Origin of the sequence: Cerasicoccus sp. TK19100 (assembly GCF_027257155.1) — a bacterium.
Classification (GTDB): Bacteria; Verrucomicrobiota; Verrucomicrobiia; order Opitutales; family Cerasicoccaceae; genus Cerasicoccus; species Cerasicoccus fimbriatus.
Genome location: NZ_JAPWDU010000003.1, coordinates 573,094 through 593,521, shown reverse-complemented (window position 1 = coordinate 593,521; position 20,428 = coordinate 573,094). Strand labels below are relative to the sequence as shown.

Below are 20,428 nucleotides of genomic sequence, written 5' to 3'. Positions count from 1 at the left end.
TTTGGAGCGTTGATGGCGCTCCCTTCATTTGCATCGCTACCGCCAGGGGCAGTGTTGACGACGCCAACGCCCTACAGCATGACGGCATATCGCGGACAAAATAATGCGGTATTCTACTTCCAAGTTACGGGTAATTCCTACAGTGGCGTCTATGGCACAGACATCTACACAGACGATTCCGGTCTAGCGTCGGTCGCTGTCCATGCAGGTGTCATTGGTGTTGGTGAGACAGCTATCGTCAAAGTAACAATTCTGCCTGGTCAGTCATCGTACACCGGATCTGTGCGAAATGGCGTTTCTTCTAGTAGCTGGGGCTCGTGGCAGGGCAGCTACTCAGTAGAAGACGCCGAGGCAGGCAGTAGTGTGGACTTCGCCATTACCCAGCAGCCGACATCAGTTGCCGGAAACGAAGGCAACAGCGTGTCCCTCTCCGTGCAAGTAGATGGCAGCGGGCAGACTTTTCAATGGTATCGGGGTGAATCCGGCGATGACAGTGACGCCGTCTCGGGCGCTACGTCGAATACGCTTTCGGTCACCATTGGCGCAGTAGCGCAGAGCTACTGGGTGCGCGCGACGAATGCCAGCGGCAGCGTTGATTCGGACGCAGCCGTGGTAAGCCCGTATATTACTGGCAATCCATCCGAGTGGATCGACATTACGGTGAATGTGCCCGGCGACATTTCTGACAGTGTGATCGGGCCAATGCTGGCCGATGGCTCCACCATTTACCTGCTTGGGGCTACCGGAATCTACCGGAGTGATAACAACGGAGACTCCTTTGCGTTCGCGAACGATGTCTCGGGCCAGTCTTACGACTTGGACCTCGCAGCGCTGCGATTCGTGGAGAAGGCCAACAACTTTATCTACGTGGGAACGGCTACGGACAGCGTGACTGGCAACAATGGCTATACGCCGCTGCACCGCATTCAGAACGGCCAGTCCAGTTGGTCACAAGCTTCCCAGCTCAACCTGCCCGACAGTGTGATTAGCGACAGCGTTGAAGATATTGCTTATGACGCGACCACGGGAACCTACATCGCATCCAGCATCTATGCCGGATCCTATATTTCAACGGATGGCGTCACTTGGCAGGCCAGCAACAATGGGCTGCCCGCAATGTCCTTACCTGGCGTCGGCACATTTTTTCATGGAGACACCGTAGCCGCCCGGAATGGCAAACTGTTTTTATCGATCCTGGCTGGCGCCCAAAGTGGAGTTTACGAGTCGAGCGATTCCGGCAGTAGCTGGAGCTACTCGGGCGTTCCGGCCAGCTCGGTGGGCGAACTGGCGCAAATTAACAATACGATCGCGATCTCAACTTCAGGCGCCATCACGACCGACGCTGGCGTTTACACGAGCACTGATAATGGTGAAACCTGGCGCCAAAACGAGGGGCCAAGTAGCGGGCTCGGGACTGATATCCGCAGCAACGGCAATCACCTGTTTGCGGCCTCCGGTAGTAATTTTAAGTTCTCCGCCTCCGAGGGATTGACCTGGCAGGACCTGGACACCACTGGCTTGCCCGGAAGCGTCAATGCCTACTGGCTTGAGCCCAATGGCACGCATCTCTTTGCCCTGGCGAATGTTGATGGGCAGAATCGTCTTTACCGCCGCCCGCTGAACTCCCTGGACCTCAGCTTGGAAACGCGAATGGTGGACGATCCATCCAAGCAATTTTCGAGTCTGTTTGCGAATGTCGGGCTATCCCTGAACGTATCGGCCTATGCGGTCGGTCCCAACATTAACTACCAGTGGACATTCAACGGAGAGCCAGTTCCGGGCGCCACCTTGCCCGACCTGAGCTTCTTCCCAACGGAAAGTGGCAACTTGAACCTGACGGTAACCGGTGACGACCGAAATGTTGAGTTGGAAAATTCGATCAACATCCAAGTCATTCCCAGCGGGCCTGGCAACCAGGACGTCAGCTTCCGCCAAACGGTGAACCCGATACGTGGCGTCGCGGTGATGGCACCCGGTAGCCGCGTTGTGCAAATCGAAGCGCCGCGCATGCACGTATTCGATCGCAATGGTGCAACGCTGGCCACACGCACCGGTGCCGGTGACAGCCGCATACGCAACGGCTTCATCGATTCGCAGGGACGCCTGATGGGCTGGGGGGAGTTTACGCTGGCCCGCTATGATCTCGATACACTGGCGAATGATCCCGCCTTCACCCCCGTGGTATTCGAAAGCACGACAATACGAATTAACGGAGCTGCCGAGTTGCCGGGCGTCGGCTACATCCTGGCGCTGGCGAGCGGGACCGAGCTCGACGGCGTGCCGATGCCGCCCATTGCCCTGTTCGACTATGCGGGTAACTTCGTGTCCGATTTAGGTTTCGGCATTAAGAATTCCAGCACTAACTTCCCGCCCGTTGGCAACAAAATCGTAGCGGCCCCAGGTGGGAAAGTCTACATCAGCGTGTCAGGACGATTCCCCAACGATGAATTCGTGAACTGGCGGCGTCTCAATTCGGACGGCACCTTGGACAACACTTTTGCCCATGAAACCTTCAGGGAAACTTTGCTAAGCGATACCATCGACCACATCGCCGCCGATGGCACCATCTACTACCGGAGTGTTTCGGGTAATCGTGAGGTCCGCCGTCTCTTGCCTGATGGCACCCGGGATTTGAGCTTCAATGTGGCGGGCACTCAGTTTGAAGACGATGTCTATGGCATGGTAACGGACAGCCAGGGACGTGTTTACGTCTACGGAGAGTTTGAAGCTTATGGAAGCAATCAAGCGATGGGCCACGTGCGCCTGAATCCGGATGGCACCTTTGATCCGACTTACGATGCGAGCGATGGCTTTGCATTCCGTAACTTTGGCGTCGTGAACCATCACCCTATCGGCTTTGGTGTGATTGATCCGGAAGGCGGCATTTACTACATTTCCAGTGAGACGAATTCCTCGTTCCGCGAAACACGCCAAACTGGACTCGTGCGCGTCTTCACCGATAACAGCACGGAGCCTGACGCCTTTGATGCCTTCGTCGCGTCACTCCCAGCTGGCCAACGTAGCCCGTCGGATGACCCGGACTTGGATTCAATCTCCAACCTGTTGGAGTTCCTCTACGGGCTGAATCCCGCCCAAAGCGATTTGCTGAATTTGACTGAGCCCGCCGTGCTGCAAACGGGCACCAGCCTCAACACGCAATATCCCAGCTCTGGCTTTGAGCCCGGCGAAACTTACCCGACGTTCCAGATCCTGTGGCCGGTCGACTTGCTCGGCAGCACGCTCAACATCGAAGTGGCCACCAATCTGCAAAATTGGGGCAGCGTCGACGCCAACCCAATTCTTCTGGAAACCAGCCCGGTATCCGCGACATTGGAGCGGCGCACCTACGCCTTGGACAAGCCGCAAAGCCAGCTGCCCACCGTCTTCCTGAGGTTAAACGCCAGCCGATAAATAGACGAGGTTTCTCGACGCGGTCTCTCATTGCTAAGCAGCCTAAGCACCGCTTGGTGATGAGAGGCCATCGCTCTCCAGCGAAACAACAACCGGTAGAATTGTTCTGGCAACAGCCGAGCGGGACGTGGTTTACGCTTGGCGAATGCGCGCTTAGCTGGTAGGGGTAGTCACGACTACGAAATTCATTCAATTACTACTACAGCGATGAAATTACACGGACTTCTCTTTTCCGCGGGCCTTGCGTTGGCCGGCGTTCATGGGCATGCGATTTCAATTTCCAGCACGTTCGATACCGATGCGGATGGCTGGATGCAGAGTAATGGCGACAGCGCCTCGCAAGTGCTATGGCAAGCGACTGGCGGCAACCCAGGCGGGAATATCCTCTACGATGAGGCCGCCAATGGCGGGGTTGACCGCATGAGCGCGCCCGCGAAATTTCTCGGCGATCGGTCGGCCTACGTGGGCGGGACCTTGTCCTTTGATTGGCAAACCGACAACCTCAGCTCGCCGACCAACTTCAACGATGACGTGGAGCTAACGGGCAACGGCATGACGATTCGCTATGACCTCAGCTCGCCAACGCTCGGAGAGTGGTCGACGACGGTCATTGATCTCACAGCGGGAGCCGGCTGGCTGGTCGACACCACCGGAATTGCGCCGACTAGCGTTGAGTTTGCGAACCTCTTGGGTGACCTGACACAGTTCACCATTCTCACGGATTTCAACAGCGGCGTCGAAAACCCACGCTTCGACAACATCACGCTGACCGCCGTCCCCGAGCCGTCTACCGTGGCCGCGCTGCTGGGGGCAACCGCCCTGCTGGCCGTAATGGTTCGCCGTCGCCGCGGGTAAGTCGAATTCCCCGCCGCGGGTGATGCAATAAAGCCTAATGAGGCTTTTCGAAAACAACAGTAGTGGTGTTGGGTCAACAACACTGCTTATGTTGAGGCAATAACAGTGGTGTTGTTGGAGAAACATAGCATAGGGCTTTTTCAAAAAGAAGCAGTAGGCTTTTCGGAAAAGAAGCATAGGGCTTTTTGAAAAAGCCGCAGTAGCCTTTCGGAAAAGATCCGGTAGGCCTATTCTTGGGCTAACGGACATTCATTCTAGCGCCAAGGGCGCGGGCTCATCCTAGCCTAGGGTCAGCAAGGAGCGAAGCGACGAAGCGCAGCCCTAGGAATAATCAACATTGTGTTGTTGGAGTGCTGTAAGCACGGCCTCTTGAAGTCGCCCCTTCAGGGCTTAGGCTGCTGGTTGACCACAATACCTAGGGCTGCGCTCCAGTCGCCCTGCGACTTACGCTGACCCTAGGCTAGGATGAGTTCGCACCTTTGGTGCTCATCTTAAGTATTTATGATAATCTAACTGGAGGGTGATTCATGCTTCTAAATATCCGTTAGCCCTAGGATCAACGGACATTGATTTTGTATCTTGATCGCTGCAAAAACTGCCCCAACGGGGCTACGCATCAATAGCCCAGGGTTAAAGCGAACCGCTTGCGGGAAGCGCCACCCTGGGAAACTGGATGCTCGGTTATCTCCCTGCCCCAACGGGGCTGCGCAAGCTGTCGTTTTACGCAATCCCGTTGGGATAGCAATTTGCGTATTTGTTATTCCCAAGGTAGGCGTTCAGCCGCTCTGCGGCCTCAAGCTAACCCTGGGCGATGGTTGCGTAGCCCCATTGGGGCAAATTTACTGAAAGTTGAATGTCCGTTCGCCCGAGCGCAAAGTCAGCGAGACGTGGTTTGACGTAGAAGCGTTGGTGGGCTGGTGCTTCGGGCAGGCGGCGAGTGAAAAAGTGCAAGCCAGAGGTGGGGTTATGCAAGGGCTATGGATTGCGCTAACCTGAGGCTAGCTTAGGATCAGGCTCGTATCCCTTCATCCTTGAAAGCATGACAAAATCCCAGGCAGGCAATGCCGTGATGATTCGTGATTCGCTTTCGCTCCCCCTCAACCCCCATCCCAATATGTCTAAAAATACCCCCGTTTCCGGATGGAAAACCGGACTGGCCCTCGTGGCTTCGCTGTGCGCTGGTGCAGCTTCCCTGATTGCTGAAGTGATCCCGCTGGATCTGACCGTTGGCTACAACTACGACGGCTACATCTCCACGGCCGAAGCCGATCACGCCTACCTCTACGACCCGCCCGGCGATTGGAACAAGGGTGCCCGCATGGTTCCAAACATCTTTGGCGAGCACACCTTCGGCACGGACTTTGGCCGACTCTATTGCTGGGATGACCAAGCAACCTCCGGCCTCCCCGCCAACGGCGTCGTGACGACCAGCTACGGCGACTTTCAACTGAGCACCATGCGCGATGCCGAGCCAGTCGGTGGATTCGTGCAGCCGTCAGTTGGAACCACCCCTAGCCTGCCGGTAGCATCGAATGTCGTCCGCGTCTTTCGTCCCCACTCCGGTAGCACGGGCAACCCCGGGACAATCACCTCCATCGATCTGCCGGTGGCTCAGCAGGGGCATTACGATAGCTGTAATTTCCTGGTCTCCGGCAACAATCGCAAAGTCTACATCTATGCCGATTACGATGACGGCTTCGGCGGTGTGGACTCGCAGTTAATCTACGAATCACCCGGCACGCCCAAGACCTCCAGCGAAACCGGTTTCCCTGAAGCCAACTCCGGTGGCACACCCGACAACCCAGACATCGTCGCCGCCCTGACCATGGACAAGCTCTGGTCGCAAGCCGGCAACTATTCCCTGATTCGCGATGTCACAGCCACGCTGTGGACCTTTGACGATCCCCTTGCGCTCGATGACACCAAGGAGCTGATCGGCTTCACCCTGGCAATCCACGACAGTGATAACTGGCAGCAGCGCGAGGCCGTCATTTATGCGATTAGTGCGAACTCCGTCGAGTCGGCCTTGTATGTGGACATCAATAACGGCAGCGACACTACGGGGGATGGCTCCGTGGGCAACCCCTACCAGACCTTGCAGTATGTGCTCAACAACGTCGCCGTTGGAGGCGAGACCATCGCGTTGCAGGACGGCCATTACGGAAACTTTAGCCTGTATAAAAATGGCGACCTCTTCAACGACTGGGTGACGATCAAGCCCGCCCCAGGTGCCGCACCTGAAATTGGAAGATTCACAATCCTGGGGCCCACCGATTCCGGCGGCCAGGGGCGGATTGGCGGCTACAAGGCATACCTGCGGCTCGAAGGCCTGATAATACGAGATGGCTGGGATAGTAAAGGTGGCCAGCACTGGGGCCTCTACAATTGCCTGATTGAGCGATTACCTCCCCATAACGGATCAGTAGAAGCGTTGAAGAAAGCAGCAGTCTCTTTCCAAACTGGCAAAGACATCACCATTGAAGGTTGTGAAATCACCAATACCGGCACCGGCATTGGTGGAAGCGGACATGATATTACCGTGCGCGGCAATTACATCCACGACGGCACCCACGACGGAATACGGGTAGCCGGTTGGTGGAATTCGTTGGTCGAGGACAATATCATCTGTCGCTTTGATGACGGCGCGGCCGACGGCGAAGGGGTTCCGTCATTCCACTGCGACTTGATTCACATCTTCATCCAAGGCGATGGTTCCCCAGGCATGGAGAACAACGGCGTCGTATTCCGCTATAACGTGCTGTTCGATGTCGAATCCCAAGGCGTGCAGTTCAACAACTATTACGAATCAACCTTGCGTAATAAAAACATCACCTTCGAATACAACGTGTTCGGCCCGACCAACGCTAATTTGTTCAACAATGCAGCCGCAACGGATGGCCTCATCTTCCGCCATAATACGATCGCATACTTTCCCGAAGGCCGCGATTTCGGGCGTTGGCACTTGGATAACCACAAGGTGCGCATTGGGGAATCCACCGGCGTGCAAATCTATAACAACAACCTGGTTGAGATTGGCGTGGATCCAGGAGCCGAGATCGATATTCTCGATTGGAACATCTTACTTAAGAATCCAGTTCAATCACCAAAAGGTGTGGATGGTCGGCGCGCCTTCGGACGCTTCACTCAGGTGGGCGTCGATTACGAACTCGTGAACGCAGCAGACTTCGACGGCGCACTGGAATCCACGAGCCCCGCGATCAATGCTGGCACCTACGAGTACGCGCCAACCATACTTCCCGGCGAAGACTTGGCCGGCACGTTGATCGACCTACGCCCCGACATCGGCGCTTGGGAAGAGCCCGGCAATTCACCGGCGGCGGAACCCTTGCCCATCATCTACAATGACTTGAAGACGACCTTCGTCGACGATTTCGAGGATGGCCATTACAAGGATGTCGACCCCTGGCTCAACGATGTCGCGACGCAAGGCCTCAGTTGGTATCGCCCGAGCGGCTACGATGATCACCTCAACGAGGTAATCTATACCAACGGGCCTGACCGCAACGCCTTGTTCTCACCCAAAGGCGCCAACGGCGAGACGCGCATCTCGTGGCTAATCACCGAGCAAGGCGCCGATTGGGCAGAGTATGACTTATACTTCCTCGCGAAGAACGCCTATGTCGCCATTGGCAGCGGGGTCACGGTGCTTACCATCGACGAAGACAATGCCTACTGGCTGGATATCAGCCGCGACAATGGACGCCTCATCCGAATCATGAACGGCGTGCAAACCATTCTGGCCACCGACTCCGACATTGAATTACCTCACAATGGAGCGCGCGAATACTTCGTTACCGTTCGGCAGAATGGGACCGGCATCACGATCGAAGTCGACGCCGATGATGACGGCTCGGTCGACTTCAGCTACACGGATACCGATCCTACGGCGCTAAGCACGTTCACCGCTGGCGGCATCGGCGTTCATGATGATTGCCCGCAAGTTCACAACCGGACCAACTTCGATAACTTCCAGGTCGATGTGGTTAGCTTTGCGCCATAGCCCTCGAAAAATAATCCACACTCCTCAAAGCCCCCGCCAACCCAGCGGGGGCTTTATCGTGCCTAGAGCGCCATGCGTTTCAATCAGTAGGCAATAGCGCTCCATACGATCCGATATTGATTCCGCGCCAAAGACCTGCTTGAGTCCTAACATGAAAGGTCAATCCAAAGGCTACCCCTCTGCGGATTTACTTCATCGTTGTCATTTTCGATTATTGCAGCTGGGCAGTCGGCGCGGCATTCCGGGGCAGCGCAACGACCCGGTTTGGAACAAACCGCGCACCATGGAGCATAACGAAATCTGGCACGTGTGGCGCGGCGTTGGCTACATCCAAAAAGAAGGTGCAGAGGCGATACGCTTCAACAGCGGGTCACTGCTTTTTCTCAAAGCCGATAGCCGCTACGAAAGCTGGCAGGACTTGGAGGACCCGGCCTGCATTACCCACATCTCTTTTCAAGTTCTGGATGACGAAGGCTCACCGGTCACGGAGCTCTTTCCGGATGCCTTACCCACGACGTTGGCCCGCACGCGAGAGATGCTGTTCGACAGCATGCTGCGCCGCATTCAGGAGCTGCATTGGGAAATGTTCAACGAGCAGCGCGGCAAGAAACTGCCCCCGGAGCGTCGCTACGTCGCCGGCTATTGGGATGTGGATATGAAGTTTCGCTTTTGGGAATCCGCGCCGCTCTTCACCAACCTGAGAATACCGGCCGAGACGCCAGACGGCTTTCTGGGATCACTCGCGGACAATCTGTTTAAGTCCCTGGTGCTGGAGTTTCTTTATCAGGCCGAGCATGAGCAGACGCCTTACCGCTCGGGCGTCAGCCTGCGGCACCGACAAATTATCCAGAATATCCTTTGCACGATTGAGGACGACAACCAGAGCACGCCCACCGTGGAAGCCCTGGCAAAAACGGCCGGCTACGGCATCAACCACTTTACCCGCATCTTCACCAAAGTCGTCGGCAAGCCGCCGAAGGAATACATCACCGATTTGCGCATTCGGCGAGCCAAGGATCTCTTGGCCAATTCCGACCGCTCCCTCAAAGAGGTGGCCATTCAAGTGGGCTACCAAAGCCCGGCTTTCTTCTCGCGGCAGTTCAAGCTCAAGGAAGGCATCAGCCCCAGCGAGTTTCGGCGGACTGGCAAAATGGCGACGCAGGGTTAAGCGGTTGCGCGGGGGAAATTAACCGCCGTTGCGCACCGCGCCAGCAGATGCGACTGCGCAACGCAGGTTGAAAAAGTGCAAGCCCGGGATGGCTTTGTGCAATACCGATCGTTTGCGCTAAGTCATGTGTCGTCTAGAATCAAACTCGTTAACCCTAACTCCAGAGAACATGAAATTATCGCACCACTTCCCCCTGCCTCAGAAACTTACCTGTGTTACCGTGCTCGCCCTGGGTGCCTTCGGCCTTTCCAACGTGACGCTCCAGGCGCAAGCGATTCCCATTTCGAACAACAGCTTCGAGGCCCAAGTGAATCCCGATAGCGGGGGAGCGTTTAACGCTGGTGCCTTTGATGACGTCGGCCCCTGGACGGGGTGGACGGTGATTACCACGCAAAACCTCAACGCGAGCTCTGGAGAGCAAACCGCCGTCGGCTTCAAGGATTTGACGCCTCCCGATGGCAGCCAGGTGATGAGCCTGATGTCCGGTGCTAGCATTGGGCAAGTCTCGGGAACGGCGTGGTCCAGCCTGAGCGTCGGCGATGTGTTGACTTTAACCGTCTCCGTGGGTGACCGCACGGCTGGCCCCAGTTGGTCGGACCAGTCCTTCTTCGGTCTGACCGATGGCTTGGCGTCCGGCTCGTTGATTGATGGCACCTTGCGGGGCAACACCGTGGCCAACTCAGGTGAGATTACCGCACCGCCAACGGGTATCGACAGCGGCACCTTCGGCGACATGTCTTTCAACTATACCATCGTCGCCGCCGACCTGCTGCGCTCGGGTAATATCGGCGTGGTTGTCGCCGCCTACGGACAAGTCGGCAGCACCGGCGGCGGCACGACGTCCGTCGCAAACCAAGCATTCTTTGACGACGTTCGCCTGAGCGTGGCGGCCATCCCCGAGCCGTCCACCTACGCGCTGCTGGTCGGCCTGCTCGGCATCGTCTGCGTGATCTACCGCCGCCGCTAAAGCGCGGACCTAACGTAGCATAGGCGTCTCGCCTGTGCTCAATACCATCACCTTAAAGTTGCGTCATCATGTAGGGCTCGCGCTTGCGCGACGCCGCCATTGCCTCACGACCAGCAGGATGCGGCATCGCGCAAGCGCGAGCCCTACAGCGCGACGTGGACATGTCATAGATTGGGGCACAGGCGGGACGCCTATGCTACGATAAGTCCCGCCCTTTTCCTTTATTTTTTTCCCTTCCCTCAACCCAGCCCGAAGCGCTTGCGCATTTCGTTGGCGGAGAGCTCGACGATCGTGGGGCGACCGCGGGGACAGGACAAGGGTTGGCGGCATTCGAGGAGCTGCTCGACGAGGTGCTCGATCGCGGCATCGGGCAGGTTGTCATCGTAGCGGATCGCGCGGGTGGCGGCGATCTTGGCCAGGGCCTCGTGGGCAAGCTGCGTGCGCTTGGGGTCGATCTCGCCCGCGAGCAGACGGTCGATCATGTCGCGCAAAAAGGATTCCGCCTGCGCCTCGGGCAACCAGTCCGGGTGCGCTTCGAGCCGGTAGAAGTTGCGGCCAAATTCCTCCAGCGTAAAGCCATGCTCATCGATCCAGTCCAGGTGGTCCTGAATCACGGCTGCCGTGCGCGGCTCGAACTCCAACGGCACGGGAAAGAGCAACTGCTGCCGTGCCTGACTTTGCGATGCAAAGTAACCCGCAATGCGCTCATACCAAATGCGCTCATGCGCGGCGCGCAGGCGCACCAGAGTGAGCGCGGTCTCGGTCTCAAAGAGCGCGAAGTCCACCTTGAACCGGCCGAGAAAACGCCACTTGAAACGCGTGGCCTTGGGCTCGGGTGTGGGTGCTAGCGGTGCTTCGGATTCGGGCGTTTCTATTGGAGCGGACTCGGCTTTAACCGAAGGCGGTCTTGCGGGGGACTGCGGTGTCGACGAAGCGGACGTCGACAGCTCAGCATTTGCGGGCTCGTCGGGCAGCGGCTTCTTCGCGACCGGCTTGGCGGGCGATTCCTTGGCGACGTATTTCGCGCGAAAATCTTCTGAAACAGGCTTGGGCTTCGTGCGCGGGTAGCTGGAGGGCGCCGGCGGTTTGACGGGTGGTTCAGGCGCAGGCGGAGTAATCGCCGGCTTCGGCAAACTGGCTTTGGCGAGCTGCTCTTTGGCGGTGCGCGCGGCGTCATCCACCGGCTCCTCGGGCACGGATTTTTTCAGTTCAAAGGTGGCCAGTTCGCGCAGGCGGTCTTGCACGGCGTTGAGCACGAAGCGCCTCACCCCACCCTCGTCGCGAAAGCGCACCTCGCGCTTAGCCGGGTGGATGTTGACATCGATCGCGGCGGGGTCGATTTCGAGAAAGAGAAACGCCAGCGGGAACCGTCCCTTGGGAATGTGCGTGTGGTAGCCCTCGATCAGCGCGTAGTTCAGCGTGCGGCTGTCCACCGCGCGCCCGTTGACGAGGGCGATCATTTCCTTGCGCGTGGTGCGGCCGACGCCTGGCTGGCCGATCAGCCCCTTGAGCCGCAGACCGCTGTTGCCTGAGACCTCCGGGAGCTCCACGAGTTGCCCGGCCAGTTGCCGTCCCCAAATCTCCGCGACGCGGTCCTTCATCGTCGGGCATTCGGGGGATTGAAACACCGTGCGCCCGTCCTCAATCAGCGTGAACGCCGTCTCCGGCCGCGCCACGGCGAGCAGTCGCACGAGGTGGATGATGTGCGCGGCCTCGGTGTTGTCGGTCTTTAAAAACTTCCGGCGCGCAGGCACGCTGTTGAACAAATGCGCCACCTCGATGCGCGTACCCGGCGGCATGCCGCACTCCCGCTGGTGGATGAACTTGCCGCCGTTAATGAAAATTTCCGTGCCGTGCTCGCGGTCGGCAGGACGGGTCTTCAGGGTGAACCGGCTCACGCTGGCAATGGACGGCAGGGCCTCGCCGCGAAAGCCCAGGCTGGTGATTTTATGCAGGTCTTCGGCCTCACGGAGCTTGCTCGTGGCGTGGCGCTCCATGGCGAGCAGCGCGGCGTCGGGTGCCATGCCGCAGCCGTTGTCTTCGATGCGGATGTAGCTCTTGCCGCCGTGGCGGAACTCCACCTCGACCCGTGTCGCGCCGGCGTCGAGTGAGTTTTCCACGAGCTCCTTGACCACCGCCGCCGGGCGCTCGATGACTTCGCCCGCCGCGATCTGGTTAATGACGCGGTCGGGCAGCACGCGGATCTGCGGTGCCGTGGAACTGTCGATGGTGTTGGACAAGCTACCCATCATGGAAATCGCCGCCCCCGCCTCAAGCTTCGGATGCAATTTTTCTATCGCGGGCGGATGTTCCATGAGCCGCACCACCCTGCCCAAGATGGGCTACGGACCCATTCGAAACTGAGACCTACTCTGGAAGCAGTGAGACTGCATATCATGATAGGATGCGGCTTGCAGACGGATTAGCTGAGGTTATATTCATCGGTTGATTACTGATCCAATCCACCTTTACCCCGTTTACTGATGAGCCTTCGTAGTCGCTTTTTATCCTTCGCCGTAAGCCTGGTCGCGGTCACTTCGTTTGCCGCCACGGACTGGCGTCAAGTCATGGGCCCGAACGAGGGGACCGTGCCCGCCCCTTACCAGCAAAACGTCGAGTGGCGCGACGATCTCGACGCCGCTTTTGCCGAGGCCAAGCGCGAAAACCGCCCGCTGTTCGTTACCTTTCGCTGCCCGCCCTGCGACCAATGCTCGTGGTTTGACGCCGTGGTCCTGCGCGGCAGCAACACGCTGACCCCGCTCTACAAGCAGTTCGTCACAGCCCGCATCACCGACGCCAAATACCTCGATGAGCGTGTCTTCAAAGTGCGCGAGTTCCAGGACCTCGACATGTCCTGGTGGGGCTACTTCCTCTCGCCCGACGGCCAGATCTACGGCGTCTATGGCGGCAAAGACGAAGTCTCCGACCAGACGCGGATCAGCGAGGACGGCCTGGCCAATGCCATGGAGCGCGTGCTCGCCCACCACTACGATCCGCGTCGCCCGCAGTGGAACATCGATGGCGAAATTCCCAATCTGAGCGGCCGCCCCGTCACCCCGTATGACTTCCCCGGAGCCAGCAGCTACCTGCGCGAACGCCCTGGTCTTAAAAGCCAGCCCTGCCTGCATTGCCACCAGGTCAACGACATCATCCGCTCGGAAAAAATGGCCAGCCCGGACTTCAACAAAGCCACCGATTTCTACGACTGGCCCTTCCCGGAAAACGTCGGCATGAAGCTCGACATCGACGAAGGCCTGCTCGTAACCGAGGTGACCCCGGGCGGCGTTGCCGACAAGGCCGGCCTGCAAAAGGGCGATGTGATCATGGTCGCCGATGGCCGTAAACTTTTCAGCAGCACCGATTTTCGCGGGGCGCTCCACCGCGCCAGCAATGGCCCGGCCACGATCGCCGTTTACTACAATCGCAACGGTCAGCCTGCACAAGCCGTCCTGCAAACCGACGAGAACTGGAAGGAAACGAAAAACTACTGGCGCAAGTCGATCTACGACGGCCCCATCGGCCCGAGCCCGGGCTTTTTCCCGCTCAAGGGGCCTAACCAGGGCAAGGGCTCGCTCTCGCTCAAGGCCTTCACCAAGGGCAAGCCCAACCACCCCGCGACCAAGGCTGGCCTGACGCCCAACGCGGAAATCGTTGCCGTCAACGGCATGCGCGAGGACATGAACACCCGCGAGTTCCTGACGTGGTTTAAGATGAACCACGCCGACGGTGACGAGATCACCCTGACCATCAAAAAGGGCGGCCAGGAAGACGAGATCACCTACCGCCTGCCGCGCAGTTAAGGCGTGCATTAAGCGCGAGCGCATGTTTTCATAACACGTATGACCACCCCGTCGTTACCCACCTCACCCGAAATTCTCACAACAACCGTTGGGTCGTATTCGCCGATTGACTGGCTGGCCGCGCTACCCAGCGAGCAGGCCGTCCTCGACGCGACCTCGGTCGTGATCAACACGCAAAAGCGCGCCGGCATCGACCTGCCGACCGATGGCGAGCTCTACCGCTACGACCCGAGCCACCCCGACACCAACGGGATGATTGAATACTTCGTTTCGCGCCTGGGCGGCATCCGCTCCGAGGTGGGCCGCAGTGACGGCACCGCCTTCCGCGCCAAGCAGGAGATGTCCTTTCGCCGCAAGCCGGCCGCGGTGGTCGAAGGCCCCATCACCGAAGGTGTGCTTGATCTTTACGAAGCCTGTTCGCGCTCGGCGTCCGTGGCCGGCGGACCACTGAAGTTCACGTTGACGAGCCCGTTCATGCTCGCGCGCACGCTGCTGGACAACCATTACGGCAACCTCGACGACCTGACCCTGGCCATTGCCGACGCCTTGGCTGAGCAAGTCGCCGACCTGCCCTGTGCCTGCGTGCAAGTCGACGAAGCCAACGTCCCCGGCGCGCCCGACAAGGCCCCGCTCGCGCAGGCCGCGATCAACCGTATTCTCGACAAAGTCACGGCGCAAAAGGCCGTCCATTTCTGCTTTGGCAACTACGGCGGCCAGACGATTCAGTCCGGTGCCTGGAAGCCGCTCGTGGACTTTCTCAATGGCCTGCACACGGACCACGTCGTGCTGGAGCTGGCGCACCGGCCAGACTCCGACCTCGACGCGCTCAAGGAAGTCGGCGAGCACATTGCCATCGGCATCGGCGTGATCGACATCAAGGTCAACCACGTTGAAACGGCGGACGAAGTCGCCAGCCGCATCGACAAGGCGGTCCAAGCCCTCGGCCCCGGCCGCGTAAAATGGGTCCACCCAGACTGCGGTTTCTGGATGCTCAAGCGCTCCGTCGCTGACCGGAAAATCGAAGCCCTCGTCGCGGGCCGGGATAAGTTCCTGGGCCGGTAGTCGTAGATGTAGCATAGGCGTCTCGCCTGTGCCCCATTCAACGATTTAAAAAAGTGATCGAATCAGGCACAGGCGAGACGCCTATGCTACGACAAGCGCTGCCTGCGCGCTACGCTGGCTCGTTGAAGTAGATTTCAATAATGTTCGTCCAGTCGCCGAACTTTTGGTCACTGTTGCCGTGGCCGACGATTTGGAGCTTCTTGAGCTTGGTGGGCTTGAAGTCGAAGACGGTTTCGTTTTCGCCCTCGCCGGGATTCTTCGCGCCCTTTTCGAGCATCTTCCACTCGGCGGTGTCACTGGCGGCACCGAGGATATCGATGGTGTATTGGCGCTCGAAGTGCTTGAGGAAAATAATCGTCACGCCGTCGAGCGTGACCGGCTCGGGGAAAGTGAAGGTGATCGTCGGCGGCTGATCCAAAGCGCCCTCAACGCCAGGCTGCATCTCGCCGCGCCAAGAGGACTTCCCCGATACCTCGCCATCGATGGCGAGTGCAGCCGGATAATCACCCCAGCCCCCGCCTTCCTTGGTCTCCCAATGATTGGCTTCGGCCTGGACCAAAGTCTTGTCCAAAGCAAAGGCGTGAACGGCGAGCAATGCGCCCGCAGCAAGCGAAACAAGGTGAGCTTTCTTCATGGCAAATAGTGGTGTGGGTTACGCGCCCAAACGCATAACCCCTCTATTGCCACTTGGCGAGCCTGATTAAGACTCAGCCGGCTCAGCGCTCTTCTTAGCCGCTTTTTTCACGGCTTTCTTCGCTGCCTTCTTCGTGGCCTTTTTAGTGGCTTTCTTCGCAGCCTTCTTGGTCGCTTTTTTAGCGGCCTTTTTGACTGCTTTTTTCGCCGCTTTCTTGGCGGCCTTCTTCGCTGGCTTCGGTTTGTCTTCCGAAGATTTTTCGGCAGACGGCTTGGGCTTTTCAGCAGAAGAGTTGTCGCCAGATGGCTTAGATTGCTCGGAAGATGGCTTAGGGGCGTCGGAAGACTTCGGCTTCACCAGCTCACTGGGGGAGCGCGGTTGGCGCGGTTGATCAGACTCGCGGGGCTTTTGATCGTGGCGCGGTTGGTTGCTTTCGCGCGATCGGTTGTCGTCGCGCTTGGGCTGGTCGCCCTGCGGCTTGCCGCCTTCGCGATTATCGCCGCGCTGGCGATCCTGGTGACGCCCGCGGGACTGGTCGCCGCGCTGTTGGTTATCACCACGCGACTGATCTCCGCCCTGGTCTCCACCTTGCTGATTGCCTTCCTGGCCGTCGCGATTACGGCGGTTGCGGCCTCCACGGCGACGGCGGCGACGGCGCTTCTTGTTGCCGTCCTCTTGGTCGTCTTCGTTTTGGTTTGGCTGACCGCCGGACTGATCGCCGGTCTGCTGATCGTCGTCCTGGGAGCCTTCAGACTTGTCCTGCTGCCGTTGATCACGGCCCCGGTTGTCGCGGCCGCGGTCCTTTTGCTTCTGCTTGCGCTCGCGGGTGCGGTCGAGCTGCTTGCGCGCCTCTTCCTTCTGCTTTTTCATCAGGCGGCGCGATTCTTCAAGCAGCTCGTCGAGCTCGTCGTCCTCTTCCCATTCATCATCATCGTCCCAATCGTCGTCCTCGCCTGGGGGCGGGGCGTCGGCGGGGCGTTGACGCGGCGGCGTGTAAATGAGCTCGGGCTCGACGGGGTAATTCTTGCGCTCGGGCAGCACGACCTTGTGTGCGGCCTTGGGCAGCGGGGAAACGGCGACCGGGATCTTGGGCTCCTCGCGCGTGCCCTGCGGTCGGATGACGATCTGGCTGACGCAGTTGTTCTCCTTAAAGCGGAGAACCGTTTCCACGGCCTGCGCAAAGAGGGCGTTTTCGATCGCGCTTTGCGGCTCCATTTGGACGCGCGCCTTGGGATCGGCCTCGCCAGCATTGGGCTGCGGGTAAAGCGTGCTGACCTTGACGCCAGTGTCGCGCACTTCCTCAAACAGCTGCTGGCCAAAGAGATGCAACCCACCCTGACCAGCGGCGGAGGTGACGCTTGCGGCGTTGCCCTGGCCGTTCCAGGCGATGTTGATCACGTAGCCGTGGTATTTGATCAGCGACGGCAAGGCGAGGCGCGTCAGGTAAACGGCGCTTAGCAGCTCGGTCTGGAGCGCGTATTCCAGCTCTTCGAGCGGTGTCGCCTCAAAGGACTCAGCCGGCGTGTAGCGGGCGGCGTTGACGACCACGTTGACCATTGGGTCGCGCTCCTGGATTTGCGCAAAGGCGCTCTCGAGCTCGCTGCGCGCGGTAAGGTCGCAGTTGACGCCGATGAAGTCCGGATGCTCAAAGGGACATTTGGAAAAGTCCTGAGCGAATCCGTAAACGCGAAATCCTAGTTCAATTAACTTCCGGGCGATCTGCAGGCCAATGCCGCGCTCGGCGCCGGTCACAAGTGCTATATCCATGGGTATTTTATTGGGCGCTCAACTACCGGTTCTTCCATCGGCGGGCCAACGCGTTTGCTGCGCGGCGGGCCTGATCAGGCATCGTGTAGCGGTAGTTCAAGCAATTGAAATTCGTGGTGTGCAAGGAATTGGAAAGGCCGTAGGTAAGACGTTGGGACCCGCGGGCGCAAGACTTGTTCACCGATAAAGTGAAGGACGGAATCGGGCGAAGTATTCACTGCCGCGGGGCTTTTCGATGGACATTGGCCGCGCCGCGCCTCACATTGGCCATCTCCCTGCTAAGCCATTCCCAGGGGTCGCCAACGAAGGCAACGTAACTGAATGCGCCATGAAATCTGTCATTATTTATTCCGGAGGCCTGGATTCCACGGTTCTCCTTTACCACCTGCACGCCGCCGGCACTGAGATCGCCGCGCTGAGCGTGAACTATGGTCAACGCCATGCCCGCGAGATCGACTGCGCCCGCAAAAACTGCGCCGCGCTGGGCATCGAGCACCGTGAGGCCGATCTGCGCACGCTGGCCCCGCTGCTGGGCGACAACAGCCTGACGGATCCCAACACCGCCGTCCCCAAAGGGCACTACACCGAGGCCACGATGAAGGCCACCGTCGTGCCCAACCGCAACATGATCATGCTGTCCGTCGCCGCAGGCTGGGCGATCAGCCAAAAGGCCGACAACGTCGCCTACGCCGCGCACTCGGGTGACCACGCCATTTATCCGGACTGCCGACGCGAATTCGCCGACGCGCTCGATGCCGCTATCCAACTGGCCGACTGGCACGCCGTGAAGCTCTACCGGCCATTTGTGGACTGGACCAAGGCCGACATCGCCAAGCGCGGCAGCGAGCTGGGCATCCCCTTTGCCGACACCTGGTCCTGCTACGAGGGCGGCGAAAAGCACTGTGGCCGCTGCGGCACCTGCATCGAGCGGCGCGAGGCATTTTATCTGGCAGAAGTCGACGACCCGACGCCCTACGAGGCCGACGCCCCGAGCGTCGAGGAACTCGTCGCACAATTCTGGAGGCTTTCATGATCACTTGCCGCAAGACATACCACGACGTGCCTTTTGGCCACCGTCAGCCGTTTCACGACGGGCATTGCTCGTTCATCCATGGGCACAACTGGTCAATCACGGTCACCTTCGCCTGCACCGAGCGAGACGTGAATGGCTTTGTCGTCGACTACGGCAAGCTGGGCTTCCTCAAAGACTGGATCAACGACAACCTCGACCACGCCTGTGTGTTCCACAAGGACGACCCGCTGCTCGACCAACTCGTCAACGCCGCACCGGAAGCATGGAAGGTCTACGTGGTTGACGACTGCTCCAACGAAGGCCTGGCGATCCATGTTTACGAGGTCTTCAACGCACTCGTGCGCGAACACACCGGCGGCCGCGTGTGGGTCGCCCAAGTTGAGATCGAGGAAGACAGTAAAAACGCTGCCACGTATGCGCCGCCCGCCAAACAGTAGCCTGTTAGCGAGCGCGAGCCGCCGCTTTTTCCTGCTTGTGCTCGAGCTCCACACGCAGCTCTTCAAGGTGCTGCGCTTTCTCCATCAAGGCGTCTTCCGACTCCTGCAAATAGCGCTCGCGTTCTTCGAGCTCCTCCTTGCGCGCGGTGTATTGATCGTTAAAGGTGGTAAACTCGCGGAGGATGTCGACGATGCGGTGGGCGTCGGCCAAGTCGGCCTTGAGCTTAGACATTTCGCCAAGCATCGTCTCGATCGGGCCAGCCGGGCGGAACGGGTTATGCTCGCCCTCCACCTCTTCCTCGGTCAGCAGAATCCATTCGCCGTCTTTGTCGGTCTGCGATTCGTGCAGCATGCAGATCTCCCAGTCGGGATACTTTTCGCTGAGGGCCTTGATCTCCGACATCGTCTGCGTTTCGTCCAACACATTTTCGCCGACAGCCACCCACCAACGATCCTGCTTGGTAGCGGTTTTTAAAAATTTCTTAAGCTGAGGTAGAGTCATCGAGAGAATTGAGGAATATTATAGGGGTATATCGTAATAGAATGTCGAACCCCTATGGCTGTAAAGATAATTATGACATACGATTTACAAGCGCGCAATCGACGATACCCCCTAGTGGAGCACTTCCATACGTTTCAGGGAGAGGGGGTACATGCGGGTAGATCGGCCTACTTCATCCGGACCTATGGCTGCCCGGTGCGCTGCCCCTGGTGCGACTCCGCCAACACCTGGCACCCGGAGCACCGCCCCAACAATGTGCCCAAAATGACGGCCAGCGAACTGGTCGACCTCGCCAGCAGCGGGCGGCCGGACTTCGTGGTCATCACCGGGGGCGAGCCCGCCGTGCACGACCTGCGCCCGCTCACAGACGGTCTGCATGCCGCCGGGCTTCCGGTGCACATCGAGACCAGCGGCACCTTTCCCCTGCAAGGGGATTTCGACTGGGTCACCGTGAGCCCCAAGGTTTACAAAGACCCACTGCCCGAGCTGATCCAGCGCGCCAATGAGCTGAAGCTGATCATCGAAAACGCCGACAGCATCCGCTACTGGGAAGACAAGCTCGGCAACGAGCTAACCCGCACCGACCGCCACGTCTGGCTGCACCCGGAGTGGGATCAACGCGACAACCCGGACATCCTCGCCCTGATTGCAGAAACCGTCCGCCTCCGCGGCACCCCCTTCCGCGCCGGCTGGCAAATGCACAAGCTGTATCGCGTTCTTTAAGAGGTTCGAAATGTTCGTAAGTTAGTAGGGTTCGAAAAGTTGGTAGTT

14 protein-coding genes are annotated in these 20,428 nt (G+C 58.9%); 10 read left to right on the top strand and 4 right to left on the bottom strand.

What is annotated here, in order from left to right:
- The first annotated feature begins 78 nt into the window (after positions 1–78).
- The 5 genes from O3S85_RS09155 to O3S85_RS09135 all read left to right on the top strand — a co-directional run bounded on the left by O3S85_RS09155 (position 79) and on the right by O3S85_RS09135 (position 10,422).
- Positions 79–3,411 carry an LCCL domain-containing protein gene (locus tag O3S85_RS09155; RefSeq protein WP_269539873.1) on the top strand — a complete coding sequence of 1,111 codons (3,333 nt, stop codon included), beginning with the start codon at positions 79–81 and terminating at the stop codon, positions 3,409–3,411.
- 207 nt (positions 3,412–3,618) lie between these two features.
- A complete protein-coding gene (locus O3S85_RS09150; RefSeq protein ID WP_269539871.1) occupies positions 3,619–4,266 on the top strand; it encodes a laminin B domain-containing protein in 648 nt (215 codons plus the stop codon).
- 1,114 nt (positions 4,267–5,380) lie between these two features.
- The gene (locus O3S85_RS09145; RefSeq protein WP_269539868.1) at positions 5,381–8,287 is read left to right on the top strand and encodes a right-handed parallel beta-helix repeat-containing protein; all 2,907 of its coding nucleotides are present in this window, start codon (positions 5,381–5,383) and stop codon (positions 8,285–8,287) included.
- 151 nt (positions 8,288–8,438) lie between these two features.
- Positions 8,439–9,455, top strand: coding sequence for a helix-turn-helix domain-containing protein (locus O3S85_RS09140; RefSeq protein ID WP_269539864.1), 1,017 nt, complete (start codon positions 8,439–8,441; stop codon positions 9,453–9,455).
- Between the two features lie 169 nt (positions 9,456–9,624).
- The gene (locus tag O3S85_RS09135) at positions 9,625–10,422 is read left to right on the top strand and encodes a PEP-CTERM sorting domain-containing protein (RefSeq protein WP_269539862.1); all 798 of its coding nucleotides are present in this window, start codon (positions 9,625–9,627) and stop codon (positions 10,420–10,422) included.
- 239 nt (positions 10,423–10,661) lie between these two features.
- On the opposite strand, the gene mutL is transcribed toward O3S85_RS09135, so the two are convergent.
- On the bottom strand, positions 10,662–12,737 hold the full coding sequence (gene mutL / locus O3S85_RS09130) for a DNA mismatch repair endonuclease MutL (RefSeq protein WP_269539860.1): 2,076 nt from the start codon (positions 12,735–12,737) through the stop codon (positions 10,662–10,664).
- Positions 12,738–12,905: 168 nt separating this feature from the next.
- Between mutL and O3S85_RS09125 the strand changes: the two genes are divergently transcribed.
- Positions 12,906–14,222 (top strand): PDZ domain-containing protein, encoded by a 1,317-nt coding sequence (locus O3S85_RS09125; RefSeq protein WP_269539858.1) that lies wholly within the window; start codon positions 12,906–12,908, stop codon positions 14,220–14,222.
- Positions 14,223–14,261: 39 nt separating this feature from the next.
- The gene (locus O3S85_RS09120) at positions 14,262–15,284 is read left to right on the top strand and encodes a cobalamin-independent methionine synthase II family protein (protein ID WP_269539855.1); all 1,023 of its coding nucleotides are present in this window, start codon (positions 14,262–14,264) and stop codon (positions 15,282–15,284) included.
- A gap of 109 nt (positions 15,285–15,393) precedes the next feature.
- Here the strand turns inward: O3S85_RS09120 and O3S85_RS09115 are convergent, their stop codons facing one another.
- The gene (locus O3S85_RS09115) at positions 15,394–15,918 is read right to left on the bottom strand and encodes a discoidin domain-containing protein (RefSeq protein ID WP_269539853.1); all 525 of its coding nucleotides are present in this window, start codon (positions 15,916–15,918) and stop codon (positions 15,394–15,396) included.
- A 66-nt stretch (positions 15,919–15,984) separates the two neighbouring features.
- Positions 15,985–17,685 (bottom strand): SDR family NAD(P)-dependent oxidoreductase, encoded by a 1,701-nt coding sequence (locus tag O3S85_RS09110; protein ID WP_269539851.1) that lies wholly within the window; start codon positions 17,683–17,685, stop codon positions 15,985–15,987.
- A gap of 328 nt (positions 17,686–18,013) precedes the next feature.
- On the opposite strand from O3S85_RS09110, the gene queC reads away from it, so the two are divergent.
- Both queC and O3S85_RS09100 read left to right on the top strand, forming a co-directional pair.
- Positions 18,014–18,718, top strand: coding sequence for a 7-cyano-7-deazaguanine synthase QueC (gene queC, locus O3S85_RS09105; RefSeq protein ID WP_269539849.1), 705 nt, complete (start codon positions 18,014–18,016; stop codon positions 18,716–18,718).
- Positions 18,715–19,155 (top strand): 6-pyruvoyl trahydropterin synthase family protein, encoded by a 441-nt coding sequence (locus O3S85_RS09100; RefSeq protein ID WP_269539846.1) that lies wholly within the window; start codon positions 18,715–18,717, stop codon positions 19,153–19,155. The genes queC and O3S85_RS09100 overlap by 4 nt, the downstream gene beginning before the upstream one ends.
- A 4-nt stretch (positions 19,156–19,159) precedes the next feature.
- Here the strand turns inward: O3S85_RS09100 and O3S85_RS09095 are convergent, their stop codons facing one another.
- Complete coding sequence (locus O3S85_RS09095; RefSeq protein WP_269539844.1) at positions 19,160–19,657, bottom strand: hypothetical protein; 498 nt, start codon at positions 19,655–19,657, stop codon at positions 19,160–19,162.
- Between the two features lie 72 nt (positions 19,658–19,729).
- On the opposite strand from O3S85_RS09095, the gene O3S85_RS09090 reads away from it, so the two are divergent.
- Complete coding sequence (locus O3S85_RS09090; protein ID WP_269539841.1) at positions 19,730–20,380, top strand: 7-carboxy-7-deazaguanine synthase QueE; 651 nt, start codon at positions 19,730–19,732, stop codon at positions 20,378–20,380.
- The last annotated feature ends 48 nt before the right edge of the window (positions 20,381–20,428 follow it).